The organism is Arthrobacter sp. V1I9, assembly GCF_030817075.1.
GTDB lineage: Bacteria > Actinomycetota > Actinomycetes > Actinomycetales > Micrococcaceae > Arthrobacter.
The window spans coordinates 3,420,047-3,439,445 of sequence record NZ_JAUSYU010000001.1; the positions used below are offsets into that span (position 1 = coordinate 3,420,047).

General features: G+C 65.4%; 16 protein-coding genes and 2 pseudogenes. 9 read left to right on the forward strand and 9 right to left on the reverse strand.

What is annotated here, in order from left to right; genetic code table 11:
• Positions 1 to 32 precede the first annotated feature (32 nt).
• Positions 33 to 3,095 carry an alpha-amylase family glycosyl hydrolase gene (locus QFZ70_RS15970; RefSeq protein ID WP_307096998.1) on the forward strand — a complete coding sequence of 1,021 codons (3,063 nt, stop codon included), beginning with the start codon at positions 33 to 35 and terminating at the stop codon, positions 3,093 to 3,095.
• Between the two features lie 99 nt (positions 3,096 to 3,194).
• On the opposite strand, the gene QFZ70_RS15975 is transcribed toward QFZ70_RS15970, so the two are convergent.
• Both QFZ70_RS15975 and malQ read right to left on the reverse strand, forming a co-directional pair.
• Positions 3,195 to 4,103: an SDR family oxidoreductase gene (locus QFZ70_RS15975; RefSeq protein WP_307096999.1), complete on the reverse strand. Its 909-nt coding sequence runs from the start codon at positions 4,101 to 4,103 to the stop codon at positions 3,195 to 3,197.
• A gap of 34 nt (positions 4,104 to 4,137) precedes the next feature.
• A complete protein-coding gene (malQ, locus tag QFZ70_RS15980) occupies positions 4,138 to 6,372 on the reverse strand; it encodes a 4-alpha-glucanotransferase (protein ID WP_307097000.1) in 2,235 nt (744 codons plus the stop codon).
• A 334-nt stretch (positions 6,373 to 6,706) separates the two neighbouring features.
• On the opposite strand from malQ, the gene QFZ70_RS15985 reads away from it, so the two are divergent.
• Both QFZ70_RS15985 and QFZ70_RS15990 read left to right on the forward strand, forming a co-directional pair.
• Positions 6,707 to 7,753 carry an aldo/keto reductase gene (locus QFZ70_RS15985; protein ID WP_307097001.1) on the forward strand — a complete coding sequence of 349 codons (1,047 nt, stop codon included), beginning with the start codon at positions 6,707 to 6,709 and terminating at the stop codon, positions 7,751 to 7,753.
• A 136-nt stretch (positions 7,754 to 7,889) separates the two neighbouring features.
• A pseudogene (locus tag QFZ70_RS15990) lies at positions 7,890 to 8,063 on the forward strand (DUF3040 domain-containing protein); the annotation flags it as partial.
• Here the strand turns inward: QFZ70_RS15990 and QFZ70_RS15995 are convergent.
• Together QFZ70_RS15995 and QFZ70_RS16000 are read right to left on the reverse strand one after the other, a co-directional pair.
• A complete protein-coding gene (locus QFZ70_RS15995) occupies positions 8,019 to 9,128 on the reverse strand; it encodes a DMT family transporter (RefSeq protein WP_307097909.1) in 1,110 nt (369 codons plus the stop codon). The pseudogene QFZ70_RS15990 and the gene QFZ70_RS15995 sit on opposite strands and share 45 nt — an antisense overlap.
• A complete protein-coding gene (locus QFZ70_RS16000; protein ID WP_307097002.1) occupies positions 9,128 to 9,718 on the reverse strand; it encodes a TetR/AcrR family transcriptional regulator in 591 nt (196 codons plus the stop codon). Before QFZ70_RS16000 ends, QFZ70_RS15995 begins: the two co-directional genes overlap by 1 nt.
• A 174-nt stretch (positions 9,719 to 9,892) precedes the next feature.
• Between QFZ70_RS16000 and QFZ70_RS16005 the strand changes: the two genes are divergently transcribed.
• A complete protein-coding gene (locus QFZ70_RS16005; protein ID WP_307097004.1) occupies positions 9,893 to 10,795 on the forward strand; it encodes an SDR family NAD(P)-dependent oxidoreductase in 903 nt (300 codons plus the stop codon).
• Positions 10,796 to 10,868: 73 nt separating this feature from the next.
• Here the strand turns inward: QFZ70_RS16005 and QFZ70_RS16010 are convergent, their stop codons facing one another.
• From QFZ70_RS16010 to QFZ70_RS16020, 3 genes are read right to left on the reverse strand one after another with little or no spacing between them, the layout of a single operon-like run.
• Positions 10,869 to 11,309, reverse strand: coding sequence for an SRPBCC family protein (locus QFZ70_RS16010; protein WP_307097005.1), 441 nt, complete (start codon positions 11,307 to 11,309; stop codon positions 10,869 to 10,871).
• 52 nt (positions 11,310 to 11,361) lie between these two features.
• Positions 11,362 to 11,664, reverse strand: coding sequence for a hypothetical protein (locus QFZ70_RS16015; RefSeq protein WP_307097006.1), 303 nt, complete (start codon positions 11,662 to 11,664; stop codon positions 11,362 to 11,364).
• Between the two features lie 28 nt (positions 11,665 to 11,692).
• Positions 11,693 to 12,466, reverse strand: a complete 774-nt coding sequence (locus QFZ70_RS16020; protein WP_307097007.1) for an SDR family NAD(P)-dependent oxidoreductase — start codon at positions 12,464 to 12,466, stop codon at positions 11,693 to 11,695.
• Between the two features lie 209 nt (positions 12,467 to 12,675).
• On the opposite strand from QFZ70_RS16020, the gene QFZ70_RS16025 reads away from it, so the two are divergent.
• From QFZ70_RS16025 to QFZ70_RS16045, 5 genes are all read left to right on the forward strand, one after another.
• Entirely contained in the window at positions 12,676 to 14,013 is a 1,338-nt protein-coding gene (locus tag QFZ70_RS16025; RefSeq protein ID WP_307097009.1) for an MFS transporter, read from the forward strand.
• 35 nt (positions 14,014 to 14,048) lie between these two features.
• Positions 14,049 to 14,945 carry a transketolase gene (locus tag QFZ70_RS16030; RefSeq protein WP_307097010.1) on the forward strand — a complete coding sequence of 299 codons (897 nt, stop codon included), beginning with the start codon at positions 14,049 to 14,051 and terminating at the stop codon, positions 14,943 to 14,945.
• Positions 14,942 to 15,961: a transketolase family protein gene (locus tag QFZ70_RS16035; RefSeq protein WP_307097012.1), complete on the forward strand. Its 1,020-nt coding sequence runs from the start codon at positions 14,942 to 14,944 to the stop codon at positions 15,959 to 15,961. Before QFZ70_RS16030 ends, QFZ70_RS16035 begins: the two co-directional genes overlap by 4 nt.
• Before the next feature lie 119 nt (positions 15,962 to 16,080).
• Complete coding sequence (locus QFZ70_RS16040) at positions 16,081 to 16,740, forward strand: GntR family transcriptional regulator (RefSeq protein ID WP_307097910.1); 660 nt, start codon at positions 16,081 to 16,083, stop codon at positions 16,738 to 16,740.
• 148 nt (positions 16,741 to 16,888) lie between these two features.
• Positions 16,889 to 17,377, forward strand: a complete 489-nt coding sequence (locus tag QFZ70_RS16045) for a DapH/DapD/GlmU-related protein (protein WP_307097014.1) — start codon at positions 16,889 to 16,891, stop codon at positions 17,375 to 17,377.
• 18 nt (positions 17,378 to 17,395) lie between these two features.
• Here the strand turns inward: QFZ70_RS16045 and QFZ70_RS16050 are convergent.
• Positions 17,396 to 18,467, reverse strand: a pseudogene (locus tag QFZ70_RS16050) (HoxN/HupN/NixA family nickel/cobalt transporter).
• Positions 18,467 to 19,348, reverse strand: coding sequence for an urease accessory protein UreD (locus QFZ70_RS16055; RefSeq protein WP_373461687.1), 882 nt, complete (start codon positions 19,346 to 19,348; stop codon positions 18,467 to 18,469). The pseudogene QFZ70_RS16050 and the gene QFZ70_RS16055 overlap by 1 nt, the downstream one beginning before the upstream one ends.
• Between the last annotated feature and the right edge of the window lie 51 nt (positions 19,349 to 19,399).

Sequence of the window (19,399 nt, forward strand, 5' to 3'; positions counted from 1 at the left end):
CGAAAACAACCGCTGTTACCCCACATCAGACCGTGGGGCTAAATACCACCGTCCGAACAACGGCAGCGCGTACTGCCGTTGCGCTGCTGGCAGCGGCCGTCGCCGTTTCGGCGACGGCCCATCCCGCCCAGGCTGCCCCGGGCACGAAGGATCCGGGTGCCAAAAACCCGACGTCGGCGTCGGCCCTTCACAGCCTGCGCACACCCGTGACGGACGAGAATTTCTACTTCGTGATGGCCGACCGGTTCAGCAACGGAAGCACGGCCAATGACCACGGCGGGTTAAGCCACCACCCCATGGTGTCCGGCTTCGATCCCACCCAAAAAGGCTTCTACAACGGCGGGGACCTCGCCGGCCTCCTCGACAAGATCGACTACATCCAGGGCCTGGGCACAACCTCCATCTGGCTCACCCCGAGCTTCAAAAACAAGGCCGTGCAGCCGGAGGACAAGTCCGCGGGATACCACGGCTACTGGATCACGGACTTCACGCAGATCGATCCCCACCTGGGCACTAATGCCGAACTCAAGGCCCTGATCGACGAGGCCCACCGCCGCGGCATGAAGGTGTACTTCGACATCATCACGAACCACACCGCGGACGTCATTGGCTATGACGGAGCCGCACGCAGGGGATACACCTCCAAGGACGAAGTGCCGTATAAGACCGCAGGGGGTGAGGCATTCGATGACCGGGACTATGCCGGTTCGGACAGTTTCCCGGAACTCGACCCCGCAACATCCTTCTCTTACAAGCCCGTCCTCGAACCGGGCGAAGAAAGCCTGAAGGTACCGGATTGGCTTAACGATCCCTCCCTCTATCACAACCGCGGTAACACCACCTTCGCGGGCGAGGCCGCTTACTACGGTGACTTCTTCGGCCTCGATGACCTTTTCACCGAGCATCCTACGGTGGTGGACGGAATGAAGGACATCTACAAGGCCTGGATCAAAGACTTCGGCGTGGACGGCTTCCGGATCGACACCATGAAGCACGTCAACAACGAGTTCTGGCAGGACTTCGGCCCGGACGTCCTCAGCTACGCCAAGGAACAGGGCAAAGACGAATTCTTTATGTTCGGCGAAGTCTTCGACACCACGAAGAGCTTTACCTCGCAGTTCACCACACGGAACAGCATGCAGGCAGTGCTGGACTTCCCGTTCCAGGATGCAGCCCGCAACTTCGCCTCCAAGGGCCAGGACGCCACCATGCTGGAAACCTTTTTCGCGGGTGACGACTGGTACACCGACGCCGATTCCAACGTCTACCAGCTGCCCACGTTCCTGGGGAACCATGACATGGGCCGCATCGGCAGCTTCATCGCCGCTGATAATCCCGGTTCCACGGACGCCGAGCAGGTGGCCCGCGATCAGCTGGCCCACGAGCTGATGTACTTTTCCCGCGGCAACCCGGTGATCTACTACGGCGACGAGCAGGGCTTCACCGGCCCTGGCGGGGACCAGGACGCCCGGCAGACGCTCTTCGCCAGCCAGGTGAAGGACTACCTGAACGACGACCTGCTGGGCACCGATGCAACCCATGCCACGGACAACTTCAACACCACGCACCCGCTGTACTCAAAGATCAGCCAGCTTGCCAGCCTGACCAAGGAGCATCCTGCCCTGCGCGACGGCGCCCACCAGCACCGCTACGCCTCCGACGGGCAAGGCATCTACGCCTTCTCCCGCACGGACGCCGAGGACCAGCGCGAGTACGTGGTGGCGCTGAACAACAGTGAGCAGGCACAGACCGCGGAGGTGCCCACCTACATCGCCAAGCGCAATTACACCCGCGTCTACGGCGAGGGCGCGGATGAGGCCAAGACCTCTGCTGACGGCAAGCTGTCCGTCACCGTCCCGCCGCTTTCCGCTGTCATCTACCAGTCGTCCGGCCGGATTCCGCACTCCCGGGCGGCGCCCGCCGTCGTCCTCCAGGCGCCCGCAGCGACGCAAGGTGACAACGGACGCCTTAAGGTGACGGCCGACGTCGACGGTTCCTCGTTCTACGAGGTCACCTTCGAAGCAAAGACGGCAGGCGGAACGTGGCAGCCTATCGGCACCGACGACACAGCGCCGTACCAGGTGTTCCACGACGTTGCGGCATTGGATGCCGGTACAGCCGTGGACTACCGCGCCACCGTGCTGGACAACGGACGGCACACCGCAACGTCACCTTCCCGCACCGCAGCGGTTCCGGCGCCGATCCTCACCCTGCAGAAGCCCGTCGAGGGCAGCAACGTGGAAGGCCCGGTGGAACTCAGCGCCACGGCGGACCCGGAAAAGGCCAGCCATGAGGTGTCTTTTGAGCGCAGCGTGGCCGGCGGCGAGTGGACGCCGGTGGGAACGGACGATTCGTCCCCGGTGTACTCGGTCAAGGACGACCTGGCCGGACTGGCGGACGGTGACCAGGTGCAGTACCGCGCCACCATGGAAGGCCCTGGCTACAAAGTCACCAGCAACGTCCGGACGGTAACCGTGGGCGAGGCACCGCAGCCTCGTTCGGTGACAGCAGTTGGGTCCTTCAACCAGGCGATGGGCTGCGCCGCCGTGTGGGATCCGGCCTGCACGCAGGCCATGATGACCCTGGATCCGGCGGACAAGATCTGGCGCCTTACTGTTGACCTTCCAGCCGGGCGGTACGAGTACAAGGCTGCACTCAACGGCGGCTGGAACGCGAACTACGGGGCCGGGGGCGAGGCCAATGGACCCAACCTCGTGCTGGACCACCCCGGCGGTTCAGTCACGTTCCGCTACGACAACAGCACGCACGTGATCAGCGCAGTGTATGCATCGGAGCAGCCGGGCGCAGTATCCGCCCCCGGGAGCATGAACAGCGAACTCGGCTGTGCAACGGACTGGGAGCCGACGTGCGACCAGGCTCAACTGGTGCTGGATCCGGCCGACCTCGTGTGGAAGCTGTCCGTACCGGACCTGCCCGCCGGCACCTACGCCTTCAAAGCCGCCCTGGACCGGTCCTGGGGCGTCAGCTACGGTGCGGGCGGGGCCAGCCCTGGTGCCGACATCCCGTTTGAGCACGACGGCGGAGCGGTCACCTTCCGCTACGACCACTACACGCACGTGCTAACGGCGGACTGAAGCGTCCTGCTGCCGCATGGAAGGGCCACCGGCCGCCACTCCGAACGGGAGAGGCGGCCGGTGGCCTGCTGTAATTGGGGTGTCCCGCCGGAGGAGAGCCTAGCTTCGGACCGCGTGCCCGAGGCTGGTGACCAGCCGCCGTACCGCGTCCTCCGCGGTGGGCGGCGTCCCAAACACTTCCCGCTGCCGGGTGGTGTCAGCCACGTACCGGCCAGTCTGGAACCACGCGATCATGGCAGCCGTATCCTTGGCCATGGGGTTGACCGGCCCCAGCAGCGTCCCGGCCATCCGCAGGACACGGAGGGGAACGGGCCGGACACGGACTTCCTCACCAGTCAACTGCTCGGCGAGGTCGGCAAACTCCTGCATGGCGATGGGCCTGTCCCAGCCGATATCGATGCGCTGGCCCTCCACTCCCGGGGCATCCACGGCGACGGCCAGGTATCCGGCGACATCCGGCGTGAGCGCAAAGGTCAGCGGGATTCCGGCCGAGCCGAGCCACATCACCTTGTGTTTGCTGACCGGGTCTCCGCCGAACCGGGTCACCTGGTCCAGGAAAGCCCCTGGCCGCAAGGCGACAAACGGCACGTCCAATGCCTGGAGCCGGTCTTCCATAAGCCTCTTATGCCAGAAATGCGGGACGCGGGGCGTCTGGTCGCACGTCAAAATGCTGGTGAGGACAAACCGGCGGACCCCGGCGCGTTTGGCAGCTTCAGCGAGGTTCGCGTTGCCTACCGTGTCGGTCTCCGGGGTATCGCCCTTGCGGTGGCGGGTGTACCCGGCGGCGGTGGTGACCACTGCATCCACCCCAGCCATGGCCCGCCGCAGCGACTCCGGATCCATCATGTCGCCGCGGGCAACCTCCACCCCCGCAGACTCCAGGCGGGAAGCATCCGAGCCGGAGCGTACCAAGGCACGCACCTGTTTTCCCCGGTTCAGCAGCTCTGTCACCACCTGGCCGCCCAGCATGCCGGTGCCGCCTACTACCAGTACTGGTCCCTCACCCATCGTCGCCTCCTGCCTTCTAACCTGGCCGCGCAGCTTACCCGCGCAGGGCCTCCTCCACCGCCGCCAGCAGCGAGTTGAACCGTGCATTGGCGGGAAGATCATCCAGGAACACCGGCTTGCCGTCCGGCCCGCCCAACGGAACCTGCCAGTTCGGGTACAGCGCTTCGGTGGTGCCGGGCTGGTTCTGGACCCGTCGCTCCCCCACTGCGTCAACCAGGGCGACCCCAAGCAGCACCGACGGCGCCTGCGCCAGCAGCAGGTGCAGGGCCTCGATGGTCCGTTCTTCACTGGCCCCCGGACCACCGGAAACATCCTCGGGCAGGTAGCCGCGCTCGCGCACCAGGGCCAGCATCTTCTCCAGCGAGGCGTTGTGCTCGGCCCGTTCCTCCGCCTCGGAACGCTCAAGGAGGCCGAGGCCGCTACGCAGCGCCACATGGTCGCCGGCAAGGTACCCGGCGGTGGGTGGAAGGTCGTGGGTGTTCACGCTGGCAAGTGCCTGCGTGCGGTACTTTTCGGGCGCAAGGGGCGAATCGCCGTCGTACTCGAACCAAAGGATGGACGTCCCCAGGATGCCGCGGGCAGCGAGATAGTCACGGACCCAGGGCTCGAAAGTGCCGAGGTCCTCGCCGATCACCACGGCGCCGGCACGCTGCGCCTCGAGGGCGAGGATGCCGATCAGGGCTTCATGGTCATAGCGCACGTAGGCGCCATCGCCCGGGGAATTACCTGACGGGATCCACCAGAGCCGGAACAGGCCCAGGATGTGGTCCACGCGTACACCTCCCGCATGCCGCAGCACGGTGGCCAGCATGTCGCGGAATGGAATGTAGCCGGCCTCTGCAAGCCGGGCCGGATGCCATGGCGGCTGGCCCCAGTCCTGGCCCTGCTGGTTGTACATGTCCGGCGGGGCGCCGACGCTGGTGCCGGGAGCAAGCACGTCGCGGAGTGTCCAGGCGTCGGCGCTGCTGTGGTCCACCCCCACGGCGAGGTCGTGGACTACGCCGAGCCGCATGCCGGACCGCAACGCAGCCTGCTGCGCGTTTTCAAGCTGTTCGTCGCAAATCCACTGCAGCCAACGGTAAAACCCGATCCGGTCCTGAAGCTTTTCCCTGAGCGCCTCGGTCTGCGGTGTACCAAGGGCGCCGGCCGGGTCCGACCAGAAGGGATCCCCGGCCGGCAGGTCCTCGCGGATGGCGGACCACAGGGCAAAGTCGTCCAACCCCTGGCCGGAGATGCGGCAAAACTCATCGAAGGCCGCCTGCCGGGCCGGCGACCGGCGCGTGTGATAGAGCATCTCCAGGGCCTGGAGCTTGGCGGCGTAGACCGAATCGCGGTCCAGCCGGGCGCCCTCCTTGTTCAGGGCAGCTACTTCCTCGTGAAGCTTCTCCACGGCGGCACGCTTGCGCGGCTTGAGGTACGCCAGCTCGGGTATTGCCTCGACGCGGATATATAACGGGTTGAAGAACCGCCGGGTGGACGGCGAGTACGGCGAGGGCTGCACAGGCGGAACCGGCTCGGCGGCGTGGAGCGGATTGACCAAAATGTAGTCAGCCCCGCGGGCTGCGCTCAGCGCGCCAAGGTCAGCCAGGTCGGAAAAATCACCGATTCCCCATGACCGCCTTGAGCGCACGGAGTACAGCTGGGTGGCCAGCCCCCAGCCGCGGCGCTCTTCCAGTGGCGCGGCGGTAGTCAGGCGCGCGGGCACCACCACGAGGGTGCCGGAAGCGGTGGCACCTTCTGATTCCGCGTGCAGCGTGTGCCAGCCCAGCGGCAGGTCCTGCGGAAGGGCGAAGGTGGCACGCCCGGTTGATACGCCGTCGACGTCCCGGGGCTGCACCCGGAGGTCCTGGTGAACGGCATCCCTTGTCCCCGCACCGCCTTCAAGCAGGATGCTCACCTGGGCGGTGGCTCCGTCGCGCACATGGACCGGGACCTGCGCCGGCTCGCCCTGCTGGATCACGACGGCGGGAGGCAGCATCCGCCGCCACGGAGCCAGTTCCGCTTCCGCAAGTGCCGCCTCGATGAGCTCATTGGTGTGGGCCTGCACCCCCAGGGAGGCCAGCACCTTGATCAGGGTTTCTTCGGCAACATGGTGGGGCAGCCCGTCCCAACCCTGGAAGGACGTGCCCACTCCGTGGACGTCCGCCAGTTGCTGAAGGAGGTGCGGGTCCACGGTCCCGGCAGCAGCTTCGCGGACAACGGGTTGAAAGCCCGGCGGATCCGAGGGTATCTGCGATCCCTGTGGGTGCTGCTGGTCTGAAGCCGTCATGCGTGTCCGCCTCGTCTGGTGTGATGTGGCCCGAACTTACAGTGCTGCCTGTTGCACCGGGCGTCTGCACCCCCGCGCACAACCGTTGGTTCAGATTATTGCAGGGCGGCGCAGAGGCGAAACTGGAGCAACCCGTTTCAGCGGTTCGAGCCCGCTTCTTCCTGCGCCTCAGTGCTCCACAAAACGTCATGCCGGGGCCCTGCGTTACTCCGGAAGTCGAAAAGAGAAGCCCTGCGGCGGGAATCCGCCGCCGTAAGGCGGATTTGTGTAGCCTCGGGACGATCGAGGGCACGCATTGGAAGCAACGTGCCGCACAAATCAGAGGAGACCGGAAATGAGCCTCAGCGAACTTCGGGTGTTCGGGCGATCAGGCGCCCCCATCAGCCCGCTGACCCTGGGCACCATGAACTTCGGCGAGGGCAGTGGTGGAGTGCACGGCGCGCCCACCGGAGCGGAAGAGAGCATCCGGATCATTCAGTCCGCGCTGGACTCGGGCATCACCGCCATGGATACCGCCGATGTCTACTCGCAGGGTGAGTCGGAGCAGGTGGTAGGCCGGGCACTCCGTGGCCGCCGCGACGACGTCTTCCTCGCCACCAAGTTCCACGGCCAGATGAGCCCCAATCCTGCCCATGCCGGCAACTCCCGTCGGTGGATCACCCAAGCGGTGGAAGGCAGCCTGCGCCGGCTGCAGACTGACCGCATTGACCTGTACCAGGCGCACCGGCCGGACTACAACACGGATGTCCTGGAAACCATCACCACCCTCAATGACCTGATCCGGCAGGGAAAAATCCTCTATTACGGCACCTCGGTGTTCACGCCGGCGCAGCTGGTGGAGGCGCAGTGGCTCGCCACCACCAACCATCTGATCCCCCCGCTGGGCAACCAGGTGCCGTACTCGATGCTGGTGCGCGCCAACGAACGCGACGTTTTCCCCATAGCGCAGCAGTATGCCCTCGGTGTGCTGGCGTACGGCCCGCTGGCAGGAGGCTGGCTGTCCGGCAGCTTTGTCCTGGAGCCCGGCAAGGCGCCCACCCGGGTGCACTCGCTTCCCGGCCGCTACGACATCTCCGGCCCCTCCAGCGAGCGCAAGCTGCACGCAGCCGATGCCCTGGCCCGGCTGGCGGACAAGCTGGAGCTTTCGCTGGTTGACCTCTCCATCGGCTTCGCCCTGGCACATCCGGCCATCAGCAGCGTAATCATTGGGCCGCGCAGCGAAGAGCACTTGGCGGCGTATCTGAAGGCGGCCGAAGTTCGGCTGGGTGAATCCGTGCTGGACGCCATCGATGACGTTGTCCCGCCAGGCACCAACTTCGTAGAGCGGGACGCCGGCGCCATCGTGCCCTCCCTTGAGTTCGCGGAATTACGACGGCGGTAGGCCTGAGCCGCGGTGGTCCTGCCTCCCGGCTGTGAAGCCTTCACGGTTGGCCGGAACCTCACTCTTGACGCAGCCCGTCAAGAATCCTACGGTCATATCGATACTCCCGACTTAGATTCAAAGGCGTCCAATGCCAATGTCCGAGGAGGAGCGGAGGCTCCTCAAGGAGCTGGAGCTCGGGCTGATCGCCGACGATCCCCACTTGGCGATGGAGCTGCTCTCCGGCTACCCCGCACGCCGGTTCAGGGCAGGCTTCTACTACGGTTCAGCCGCGGGCCTGCTCGGCCTTGTGCTTTTCGTTGCGGGCGTCGGCGGCCAGGTCATCGGTGTCGCTGTCACCGGGTTCCTGCTGGTGGCTTTCGGCGCCTACCTCGCTCTGCACAAGCATCCCGTAGGCCGGCGCAGGCGGGGAGGGCAGCCGACGTAGCCCTGCGTTGTTTTGGTGTTGTTGGCCCTGTGCTGAAGCACGTGGAACCAGGAAGAACAGGCTCGCCAGAACGGTTGCCGCTCCGATCCAGCCCGCCACCGGCAGCCGTTCCCCCACCACCAGCACAGCCAATGCCGCTGCCACCACAGTCTCCACCAGGGAAAGACCCGTGGCCGTACTGGCACGCACCCGGGCCAGGCCCCACCCGAACAGGACATACCCTGCAAACATGGGAACGAGTGCCATGTAGGCCCCCACGGTGAAGTTCGTCCAGGACTCAACGAGCGGTCGGCCGGTGAAAAACAGGACGGGCATCAGCAGCACCCCGCCCGCCCCGAAAACTGTTCCCATCGTGGCCCGCGAGGAAACGCCGCTGCCGATGAGGCGGTGGGCCGCCCACGAATAGAGGGCGTAGGTGATGCCGGCAACCAGGCCCAGGGCTATGCCCGCCGGCGTCCACCATGACTCGGCAGCGGGACCCGCGCCGCCGCCGTCGGGCCGGTGCCCGGCAAACGACAACAACACCGCGCCCCCCACGCCGAGCAGCGCTCCCACCATCCAGCGGCACGTAAGTGGCTTATGGTCGGCAACGCGTTCGATCACCGCTGCGGCCAAAGGGGCCGACCCAATGGAAACCACAGTCCCCACGGCCACGCCGGCAAGATGCATCGAGCTGTAAAAGGCCAGGGGATAAACCGCAACTGCCAGCGCCCCCAGGGACACGAGCGGCCATTGCTCCCACAGGCGCCGCCATTGCGCGCGGATCGGGTGGGCCGCGTACAGAGCCTGCAGCAACCCGCCGACTCCCATGGCAACCGCACCGATAGCCAACGGACTGACCTCAGGGGCAAAAGTGGCGGCCGTTCCCGTGGTGCCCCAGAGCACCGAAGCGGCAAGCACAAAAACGGCACCCCAGAACGGACCGGACATGTGGCCGGGCGAAACCATCACAGCTCGTCCACCATCTGCGCGGCGATGGTCCGGCCCTCGAGGAGCCGGGCGTCCCCGCCTTCGAGGCCGGCACGGACCATGGCGCCTTCGAGCAGGAAGGCCATATGACTGGCGAGCCTGGTCCCGCGCTCGTCCTCTCCGGGGAGCAGCTCGGCCAGATGCGCTGCGAGGAGGTCTTCGACTTCTTCCTTGTGGCGCCGCACTGCCAAGCGGCCCGGGCTGCCGGCCGGCAGTTCCGCCGCCGCATTCAGCAGTCCGCACCCCCGGAATCCGTGTTCATAGGCAAAGTGCGCATGATCGAGGTAAGCGTCAAAGATGGCAAGCACGCGTTCCCTTGGTCCGGGCGCGGTGTCCACGCGCGCACGGTAGAGGCCAAGCCATTCCTCGTGCCGGCTTTCGAGGTATGCACCCACCAATTCGGACTTGGAGGAAAAGTTGTTGTACAGGCTCTTTTTTGCCACCCCGGCTTCAGCCGTGATGGTGTCGATGCCCGTAGCTCCGACGCCTTGGGCGTAGAAAAGCCGTGCTGCGGCTGCAAGCAACAGATCGCGGGCGGACTTCCTGCTAGGCACTGCAGACGGGGTCACAGGCGCTCCTTGTGGCGGTAGGTAGACCAGTCTACCTACTTTCGTGTCATGCGTAGTTTTAGCCTCACACCGAGGTGGGACGCGCCGTGCTGGAGGCGTAATCTGAAGGCGCCGGGCAGGCTCCCGGCAGCGGAGCCACCCCAAGGCACACTCCAAGGTGCTAAGGAGGCAGGAATGGGATCACTGGAGGGGCGGCTTGCCCTGGTCACTGGCGCGACGGGCGGCTTGGGTAAAGCGGTGGCCGCCGGACTGGCGCGGGAGGGTGCCGCCGTCGTCGTTGTTGGACGATCACTTGACCGGGCGGATGCGGCAATGGCAGGCATCAGCACGCTGGTTCCGGACGCCCGGCTCGAGCCCTTGGCTTGTGACCTCTCGGTCCAATCCTCAATCCGGAGGGCAGCGTCCGATTTCCTGTCCCGCCACGACAGGCTGGATGTGCTTGTAAATGCCGCCGGCGTCTTCCGCAAGGAACGCCACGTCACTCCGGACGGGCTCGAACTGACTTTCGCCACGAACGTGATGGCGTACTTCCTGATGACCAACCTGCTGCTCGATCCGCTCAGGCGCGCAGCCGCCATCAGGAACGCAAACACCGGAACCGCAAGCGGGCGTGGGTGGGCGCTGGCTTTGGCTCCATCACGGATAGTGAACGTCGCCTCAAGATACGGCAATGCCGCGCTTAACTTCGACGACCTTCAGACGGCAAAGGGCAAATACAGCTACCTTCGCTCGACGCCGCCCACCATGCTCGCCCGCGTCCTGCTCACCCAGGAGTTCGCCGAACGCCTGCGCGGCACAGGGGTGGTGGCAAACGCCGTGCACCCGGGCCTCGTAAAAAACACGGCCCTGCTCCAGGACGTTGGGGGCCCGTTCCGCTGGGTCACAAACACCTTCGGCGCCCCCGCTGACAAGGCTTCTGACACAGCAGTCTGGCTTGCCACCTCGCCCGAAGCAGCGGAGGTCTCAGGGAAGCTGTGGACCAAGCGGCAGGAGATTCCGACGCCGGGCATGGGCTCTGATCCCGATGCCCGCAGGCGCTTGTGGGACGCCTGCACGCGCCTGGCCGAGCTTTCCTGAGACTCTGCCCATCGGCTCCTGCAGCGGACTACGTCTCCCGGAGGGTCAGCCCAAACTCCCCGGAGGAGGCGCCTTAGGTCAGGGCACGCGCGTTCAAAGTGTCCCTGATCCCGTTCAGTGCAGGCTCGCGCAACGACATAAAGGCCGGCTTGAGCAGCGGCTGGATGATCTTTGCCGGGCCCTTGATGCTGAACTCGGCGGTGTATTTGACCACCGAGCCCCCTTGGGCAGGACTGACGTCGATGGAGTCGAACGCTGTCACCGTCTTGTTTTCGCCCCGGAGCTTGATGTGGTTCTCCGTCAGCTCAATGACCTCGTATTCGAGGGTCTGGCGTTTGCCCCGAAATTCAGACTCGGCGTGATACCTGTGCCCCACCGCCACCGGACCAGGCGTCAGCTTGTCCATCACCGGGGTGCTGGGGTCCCACTCGCTCGTGTTTTCGAACTCGCGCATGTAAGCGAAGGCCTGCTCGGCGGGCAACCTGGTTTCCACACTTCCGGTGACTGTAATCATCACCCCAGTGTAGGAACCGGGCGCCGGGAAGCCCACCCCTTCACTTGCCTGCTTACCGGGATCCCCCGGCCGGACCGGACCCCGAGAGTTGGGCAGCCGCCATCTTGAAACACAACTTTCCGCTGAGCCTTTGGGGCCGGACCCACACCTCATAGCCCTCCGCGGCAGCGAAGAGGACCCTGCCTCCCCGGGTGTCCGCCGCCAGCCACAAGGCAGAAGAATCCGCCATGGCATCATCCACGGTGCCGGCCCGCACAATCTCGAAGTCCTTTCGGACCTCCACCGGGGTTCCAATCAACCGGCTCCACTCATGGTAGCGATACGGCTTCATGCCGCCGCCCTGCTCCGTTCTCATGCCAGTGGACTTTCGCTGCTGCGGCCTGTTAGTGGAGGTGGCTTCCGCCGTTGATGTCGATGGTGGTGCCGGTGAGGTACGCCGAGTCTTCAGAGGACAGGAAAGTGATGACAGCCGCCACTTCTTCCGTAGTCGCATTCCGGCCAAGCGGGATCCCTGCGTTGATTGCGGCTTCCTGCTCATCGGTGCTGCCGACGCGGATGTTGGTGTCGACAGCCCCCGGAGTGATGGCGTTGACGGTGACGCCGGTGGTTCCGAGCTCCCGGGCCAGAGCCTTGGTGAGGCCGAGGATGGCGGCCTTTGCTGCAGAGTACGGGACCTTGCCGAAGACGCCGCCGCCGCGCTGGGCCGAGACAGATGACATGTTGACGATCCGGCCCCAGCCATTGGCAATCATGTCCGGCAGGAATGCCTTGGTCACCAGGTAGGTGCCCGTTGCGTTGACGTCCATCACCTTGTGCCACAGCTCCAGCGTGGTCTCAAGGAACGGAAGCGGCGAGGTGATTCCGGCGATGTTGGCCAGGGCACCCACCGGCGGCAGGTTGCCGGCAGAGACCTCGGCGGCGACTGCAGCCTGGGCGGCGGTGACGGAGGCTTCATTAGCGACGTCGATCTCGTGGCCGAAAGCCGGGACGTTGAATTCGTTTCCGATGTCCGCTGCGACCTTGGCTGACTTCTCGCCGTTGAGGTCCAGGACGACAACTGCCCATCCTTCATTGGCGTAACGGCGGGCGGTGGTGATGCCGATCCCGCGGTCCGAGGTTGCCCCGGTGAGAACGGCGGTGCGCTGGATGGTGGTCATGATTGCTCCTTGGTGGTTGGCACGACGTTGGACTTCGGTCCCAGGTGCAGCAGTGATGGGGACCACACTACGGAACAACGGTGTCAACAGTCAACCTTCATAGTTGACTGTTGACAGTTGCGCATGATGCGGGTCACACTATGGAGGTACCATCGTTAACAGTCGACAGCGGCAGGTTTTCCTTAGTCGCTATTCGGAAGGGAACCACCATGAGCAATGAAGCTCTCAAAATGCGCGGCCACGTGCATGGCACCAAGGACGCAAAGCGTGTTGCAGTCGGCTCGGGTGTCGGCGCCGTCATCGAGACCTACGACTTCATCGGTTTCGGCACCGCCGCTGCTCTGTACTTCGGAACTGCCTTCTTCCCCACTGGCGACCCCGTCACCGGCACCCTTGCCGCCTTCGCTACTCTTGGCGTCGGGTTTGCTGCCCGACCCATTGGCGGAGTCATCGGTGGACACCTCGGGGACAAGGTAGGCCGCAAACCCGTACTGGTGGCCTCGCTGATCCTCATGGGTGTGGCCACCTTCCTCATCGGTCTGTTGCCGACCTACGAGCAGGTGGGTCTGCTGGCCCCCGCACTGCTGGTGTTTGTCCGCATCGTCCAGGGTCTGGCGTTCGGCGCTGAATGGGGCGGCGCCATTCTCATGAGCTACGAGCACGCACCCTGGAAATCCAAAGGCAAGTACACCGGCATCGTCCAGGCCGGCTTCCCTGTTGGGCTCCTCCTGGCAAACCTCGTCTTCCTGGTGAGCGTGAACCTAGGTGGCGAGCTTGCCTGGCGCGTTCCTTTCCTTGCCAGCATCGTGCTGGTGGCTGTCGGTCTGATCATCCGCGCCAAGGTCCCCGAGTCCCCGGTCTTTGACGAGGTCAAGGAAAGCGGCGCCATCGTGAAGTCCCCTATCGTCGAGGTCATCAAGACCGACTGGCGCAATATCGTCAAGGGCATCGGCCTGCGCATTGCCGAGACTGCCGGTTACGCCGTGTCCATCACCTACATGATTTCCTACCTCCACACCGAGCAGCTCGCGAACAAGACCGAAACCCTCGTGGCTCTCTGCATCGCGTCAGCAATCGGTATTTTCGCTACGGCCGCCTGGGCCCGGCTGACTGACCGGATAGGGCGCCGGCCGCTGTACGTCTGGTCCACAGCATTCGCCCTGCTCTTCGGCATCCCGATGTTCCTGCTCGTCAACACCGGCATGTTTATCGCGATCATCATCACCGTGGCCATCTCCTACGCCGTCTGCCAGAACTCGTTGGCCGGCGCCCAGGGCCCCTGGTTCCCGGAGCTTTTCCAGGCCAAGACCCGCTCCTCCGGCGCCTCGCTGGCCTACCAAATCTCCGCGATGGTCTCCGGCTTCACCCCCTTCATCACCACGCTGCTGTTTGTTGCCCTTGGCTGGATGGGCCCGGCCCTGCTTTTCAGCTTCTACGCCGCGATCGGCCTCTGGGCAGCCCTGGCCACCCGGGAAACCTGGGGCAAGCGCGAACGCCAGCTTGCCGAGGAAGCCACCAAAAGCACCCCCAACACGGTGAGCGTCTAATGACTGTCACGCACGAAAAGAACACGGAGCCAGCAATGCCAACAGATACCGTCCAGGACCGCGCCGTAGAGGGCCAGGTGACGCAGGACCGCATCGCGAAGATCAGCGCCGCCGCCTACCGGATCCGGCACCACGCCCTGAACATGGGCGAGGTGCAGGGCCAGGGTTACGTGGGCCAAGCCCTGGGCGCAGCGGACATGCTGGCCACGGTATACGGCGACCAGTTGCGGTTCCATGCGGAGGACCCGCACTGGGAGGCCCGCGACCGGTTCCTGCTCTCCACGGGTCACTACGCAATCGGCCACTACGCAGCCCTCGCCGAGGCCGGGATCGTTCCGGTGGAGGAACTGGAAACGTACGGCTCTGACGATTCGCGGCTGCCCATGTCCGGGATGTCCACCTACACGCCAGGCATGGAAATCTCCGGCGGCTCCCTGGGCCACGGCCTGACCATCGCCGTCGGGATCGCCCTGGGCCTGCGCTACCAGGGCTCCGGCGCCCGCGTGTACAACTTCCTCTCGGACGGCGAGCTGGACGAGGGCTCCACTTGGGAAGCCGCCATGGGCGCACACCACCACCAGCTGGGCAACCTGACCGCGATGGTGGACATCAACGCCCTGCAGGCGGACGGCAAGACGGACACGGTGCTGCGCACCGAACCGGTCACTGAGAAGTGGGAATCCTTCGGCTGGTACACCCAGCGGGTGGACGGGAACGACGTCGGCGCTCTGTTGGCCGCGTTCGACAACGCAGCTGCCCAGGCCGCCGCCGTCGGACGCCCTTCGGTGATCCTGTGCGATACGAAGGTGGGCCGCGGCGTACCGCTGTTGGAAAACCGCGAAAAGGCGCATTTCATGCGCATCGAAGAGAACGAATGGCAGACCTGCCGCGAGCAACTGACCGCAGGCTACGAAGGAAAGGCTTCAGCATGAGCACCACCACCGAGGCCCCAGACACCACAACAGCCGCCAAGCCGAAGCTCAAGACCTCGGCGATGATCGCCTCCTTCGCCGACCCGGACCAGAAGACCGCGCCCGCCCCATTCGGGCACGCCCTGGTCAAGGCCGCCCAAGAGAACGACAAAATCGTCGGCCTGACGGCGGACCTGGGCAAGTACACAGACATGCACATCTTCGCCAAGGCCTTCCCGGAGCGGTTCTTCCAGATGGGCATGGCCGAACAGCTCCTCTTCGGCGCCGCCGCCGGCCTGGCCGAAACCGGGCTCGTACCGTTCGCTTCCACCTACTCAGTGTTCGCCGCCCGCCGCGCCTACGACTTCCTGTGCCTGGATGCGGCCGAGCCCAACCTGAACGTCAACATCGTAGGCGGCCTTCCCGGCCTGACCACCGGGTACGGCCCCAGCCACCAGGCCACCGAGGACATGGCGATTTTCCGCGGCATGCCGAACCTGACCATCGTGGACCCCTGCGACTCGATCGACATCGAGCAAGCTGTCCCACAGCTCGCCGCCAGCGACGGGCCCACCTACCTGCGCTTGCTCCGCGGCAACGTCCCCACCGTCCTGGACGAGTACGACTACACGTTCGAGCTAGGCAAGGCCAAGATCCTGCGCGGCGGGAACGACGTCGTGTTCATCTCCTCGGGCCTGATGACCATGCGCGCCCTCCAGGCAGCCAAGGCGCTGGCCGCACACAACGTGGATGTCGCCGTCGTCCACACGCCCACCATCAAGCCCTTCGACGCCGCCACCGTCCTTTCCGAGATCAACACCGACCGGCTCGCCGTAACGCTGGAGAACCACAGCGTGGTGGGCGGCCTGTTCGAAACCGTCGCCTCCGCCGTCGTCACCGCTGGAGTAGGGAAGCGCGTGGTTCCCATTGCGCTCCCCGATCAGTTCCTCGACGCCGGCGCGCTGCCCACCCTCCACCACCGCTACGGCCTGGCCGTAGACCGCATCGTGGCGAAGGTGCTCGCCGAACTCGGCTAGGCGGTGTCGGCAGATACAGAAGCACGGCACTGGTCCCGCCCGGTGCCGTGCTTTCTGCCGTACTATCGGAACTACCACCGAGTGTAAACAGTCGACTTATGACATCGAGGACAGACCCCATGGCCGGACTCACAGCTCCCCTGCTGGGACTGCAAAAGAAAAGCCTGCGCGAGCAGGCGCTCTCGGCACTGAGGACCGCCATCACCAGCGGTGAACTGGCGCCTGGCCGGCATCTCGTGGAAACCGAACTGTCCGAGATGCTGCAGATCAGCCGGGGAACCCTGCGTGAAGCGCTGCGCCAGCTTGAACAGGAAGGCCTGCTCTCGGCAGGGCCCCGCGGCAGGCTCTCCGTCCGGCACCTGGACGAAAAGGAAATCCGCGACATCTTCGCCGTCCGGGCCGCCCTGGAATCCCTGGCCGCGCGCACCCTCTGCGAACTCCCGGACCGCGCCCATGCCATCGAGTCCCTCCACAAGACCATCGACCTGATGGAGGCGGCCCAGGATGCGTCATTGGAGGAGCGGATCGAATCGGACATGGAATTCCACCGGACCCTGTGCCGGCTGACCGGCAATGAAACGCTGCTGCACTCCTGGCAGTCGCTGGAAGGTTCCATCCGGATGTCCATCATGTTTGGCGGCCTGGACAAAGGCGTCAAGAACATGAGCGTCGACCGGCACCGTGAGATCGTGGCGGCCATCGAAACCGGCGATGCCTCCCTCGCCCGCACTACCATCCGCGCGCACATGGACACCGCCGCAGCCAATCTCGTAGCTTAACGCCGCCCTTCGTCGCTGGCTCAACGGTCCCTTTGCGCGCAGGTTTGCGGCCCTTTAGCCCACCCCGCGGCGTGCCCGGGAATCCATTTGAGTTCCGGACCGTTAACTGAATGTGCGGACAGTGCCGCGCAGTCGAGCGAGGGATTGCATGAACGCGAAGTATGTCTCAGTTGAAGACGACGCCGGGAAGGTCACCCGCTATGTCCGCCATGCCAACGGCGGCGGCCTGATCGCTCCCGGCGCGTCCGCGGCCGAAAGCGCACGCATCGGCCCGATGACCTATGTGGAGTACGGCGCCCGGATCGGCGCCGGGTGCCGGATTGGCCACGGCAGCTGGATTGACCGCGATGCCACCATCGGCGACCGGGCCGTGATCGGCGACGGCGTGCGGATCGGCCGGGGAACGGTAATCGGAAACCGGGTGCACATCGGCAGCCACTCCCGGATCGGCTCCAGCGTCCTGATCGAGCACGGCGTCCACTTGCACGCGGACAGCGCAGTTCCCGACGGCGGGCACGTGCCGTTGGGCTCCACAGCACGTGGTTTCGAGCAGGCGAAGGTTCCTGCCGCCACGAAGGGTGCGTCGGGCGAGAAGGACCGTGGCCGCCGGAAAAGCAGTGGCCCGATGGCCGCCTGACCGGATGCTTGCACCTGCCTAGCGCAGGTGCCTTGAGGCGCCCTGAAGCCGCCCCTTCAACGCAGCCGCACCCCACACAGCCAGCAGCAGCCCGACCAGCAACAGCCCGGCGTCGCCCAGGTCAATCGACCCCCAGCCACATGGTAAGGGGGTCCTCCAGCGCGAAGGCGGCGTTGAGGAACCCGCCCAGGGTGATCACCGCTATGAACAGTGCGGAAACTGCCGAAATGCCTGTGACCAAGGCGTTGAACCCCAGTTTCCGCTGCGGGTCATCAAGCGCGGAGCGGTACATCCGCATCATAGCCAGCCCGTTCAGCGAGTCGCACAGGGTCATGGCGGCAGCGAACGCCAGCGGCAAGGCAAGCAAGGCGAACGTTGGCACTCCGGCCAGGGACGCGGCCGTCGTCATCATCAGCAGCCCGATAGTGGTGGCGGTGTCGAAGCCCAGGCCGAACAGGAAGCCGATCACGTAAATGTTCCGCGGCCGGCGCACCCGCGACAACGGACGGGCGAGCAGCCGTGCCACCAGGCCTTTCGGCTCAAGATCCAGGGGATCAACCGCCGCTCCGGCCCGTGCCCGGCGGTAGGCCTGCGCCGAGCGGGCGAACGCCGAACCGTTGAACAGGCCCATCGCCAGCAGGAACAGGCCGGAAACGCCGCTGCCGATCAGCCCGAGCACCAGGTTTCCGGCGGACCCGTCCTGCATAAACTCTCCGACGACGGCCGCGCCTGCGATGACCAGCGCTCCTGCCAGTGTCACAACAGAGCTGTGTCCCAGGCTAAAGGCGAAGCCGACGCTCACCGGGTCCTGGCGCTGTGCTACGAACTTGCGCGTTGAGTTGTCGATGGCCGCAAGGTGGTCCCAGTCGTAGCTGTGCTTCACGCCGGCGAGATAGGCCGTGAGGATCAGGCCCCAGGTGAGTACCTGGGTGCCCCTGTTGCCCGCGCTGCCCGCATTACCGGAGAGCAGAAGTACGACGGCGGCAGCGTGCAGCGCGGCCACCGCACCGAACATGCACAGCAGGCGGGTCCGCAACGGCAATGCTTCCCGCGAACGGTAGAGGGTGGCAATGTTCGTTATGGCGGTCATCAGTGCTTCCTCAGGTTCAGTGGTTCCTGCCCGTGCCACAGCCTCCGGAGGCGGGCGGTGCAGGCGCCGAGCAGGATATTCAGTTCCCCCGTGCTGTTGGACAGCGAGCGGAGGACCAACCCCCTGGTTCCCGCTATGGTGCGGGTCAGCGAGATCCCGGTCAGGGCATCGAGCGCCGATGTGGCGCCGTGCAGCTCATCGGCGAGCGCCTGGTCCACCCGTGCGTCCACCACGATGAGGGAACCGAGGTGGCTGTAGCCCTCCATGAACCCCAGCCCGGTGACATCCCCCGACGGCGGCCGGATCAGCAGGTTATCCAGCGCCAGCAGTTGGCTGCCCGCATCCGTCTCAACATGGACCTCGCTCCGCAGCCGCACTTCCTCATATCGGAAGGCGCCCCCGTCCGGCGACCAACCGGGGGTTACCACCTCCGCCATCACCAGCGACGACGAGGGCCGCACAGTAACCAGCGTCCGTTGCCGGTAGCTGGCCTCCCGATAGGCAATGAGCTGGTCCGGCACAAGCTCCAACCGCGACCGCTCCCCCAACCGAACAACCATCCGCTGCTCAGCAAAAGCCCCAGGAGTCCGATAAACCTTGGTAGCCGACTGCGTCGTCAACAACAGATCAGCGTCATCCCCGACCTCGACATCCAGCAAAAAGAGGTCCGCCCCCAAATACGCGCCACCCGGGTTCACCACGACATAACAAACCTGCCCGGACTCATCAAGATAGTGCGGCCGCAAAACACGAAGCGCCCCCTCATGGAATTGCCGTGATGCCACGGACCTCCCACCTCGGACACTCACGCCAAGCTCGAGCCGACCTCTGACGGGGCGGAAAGCGGTCGCGGATGAAGGGGGCCGCGGCGTGGCGGGCACCGCGGAGCGGGCACGGCCCCCTTCATCCGCGGGCGCCGCCCGAGGTGAGAT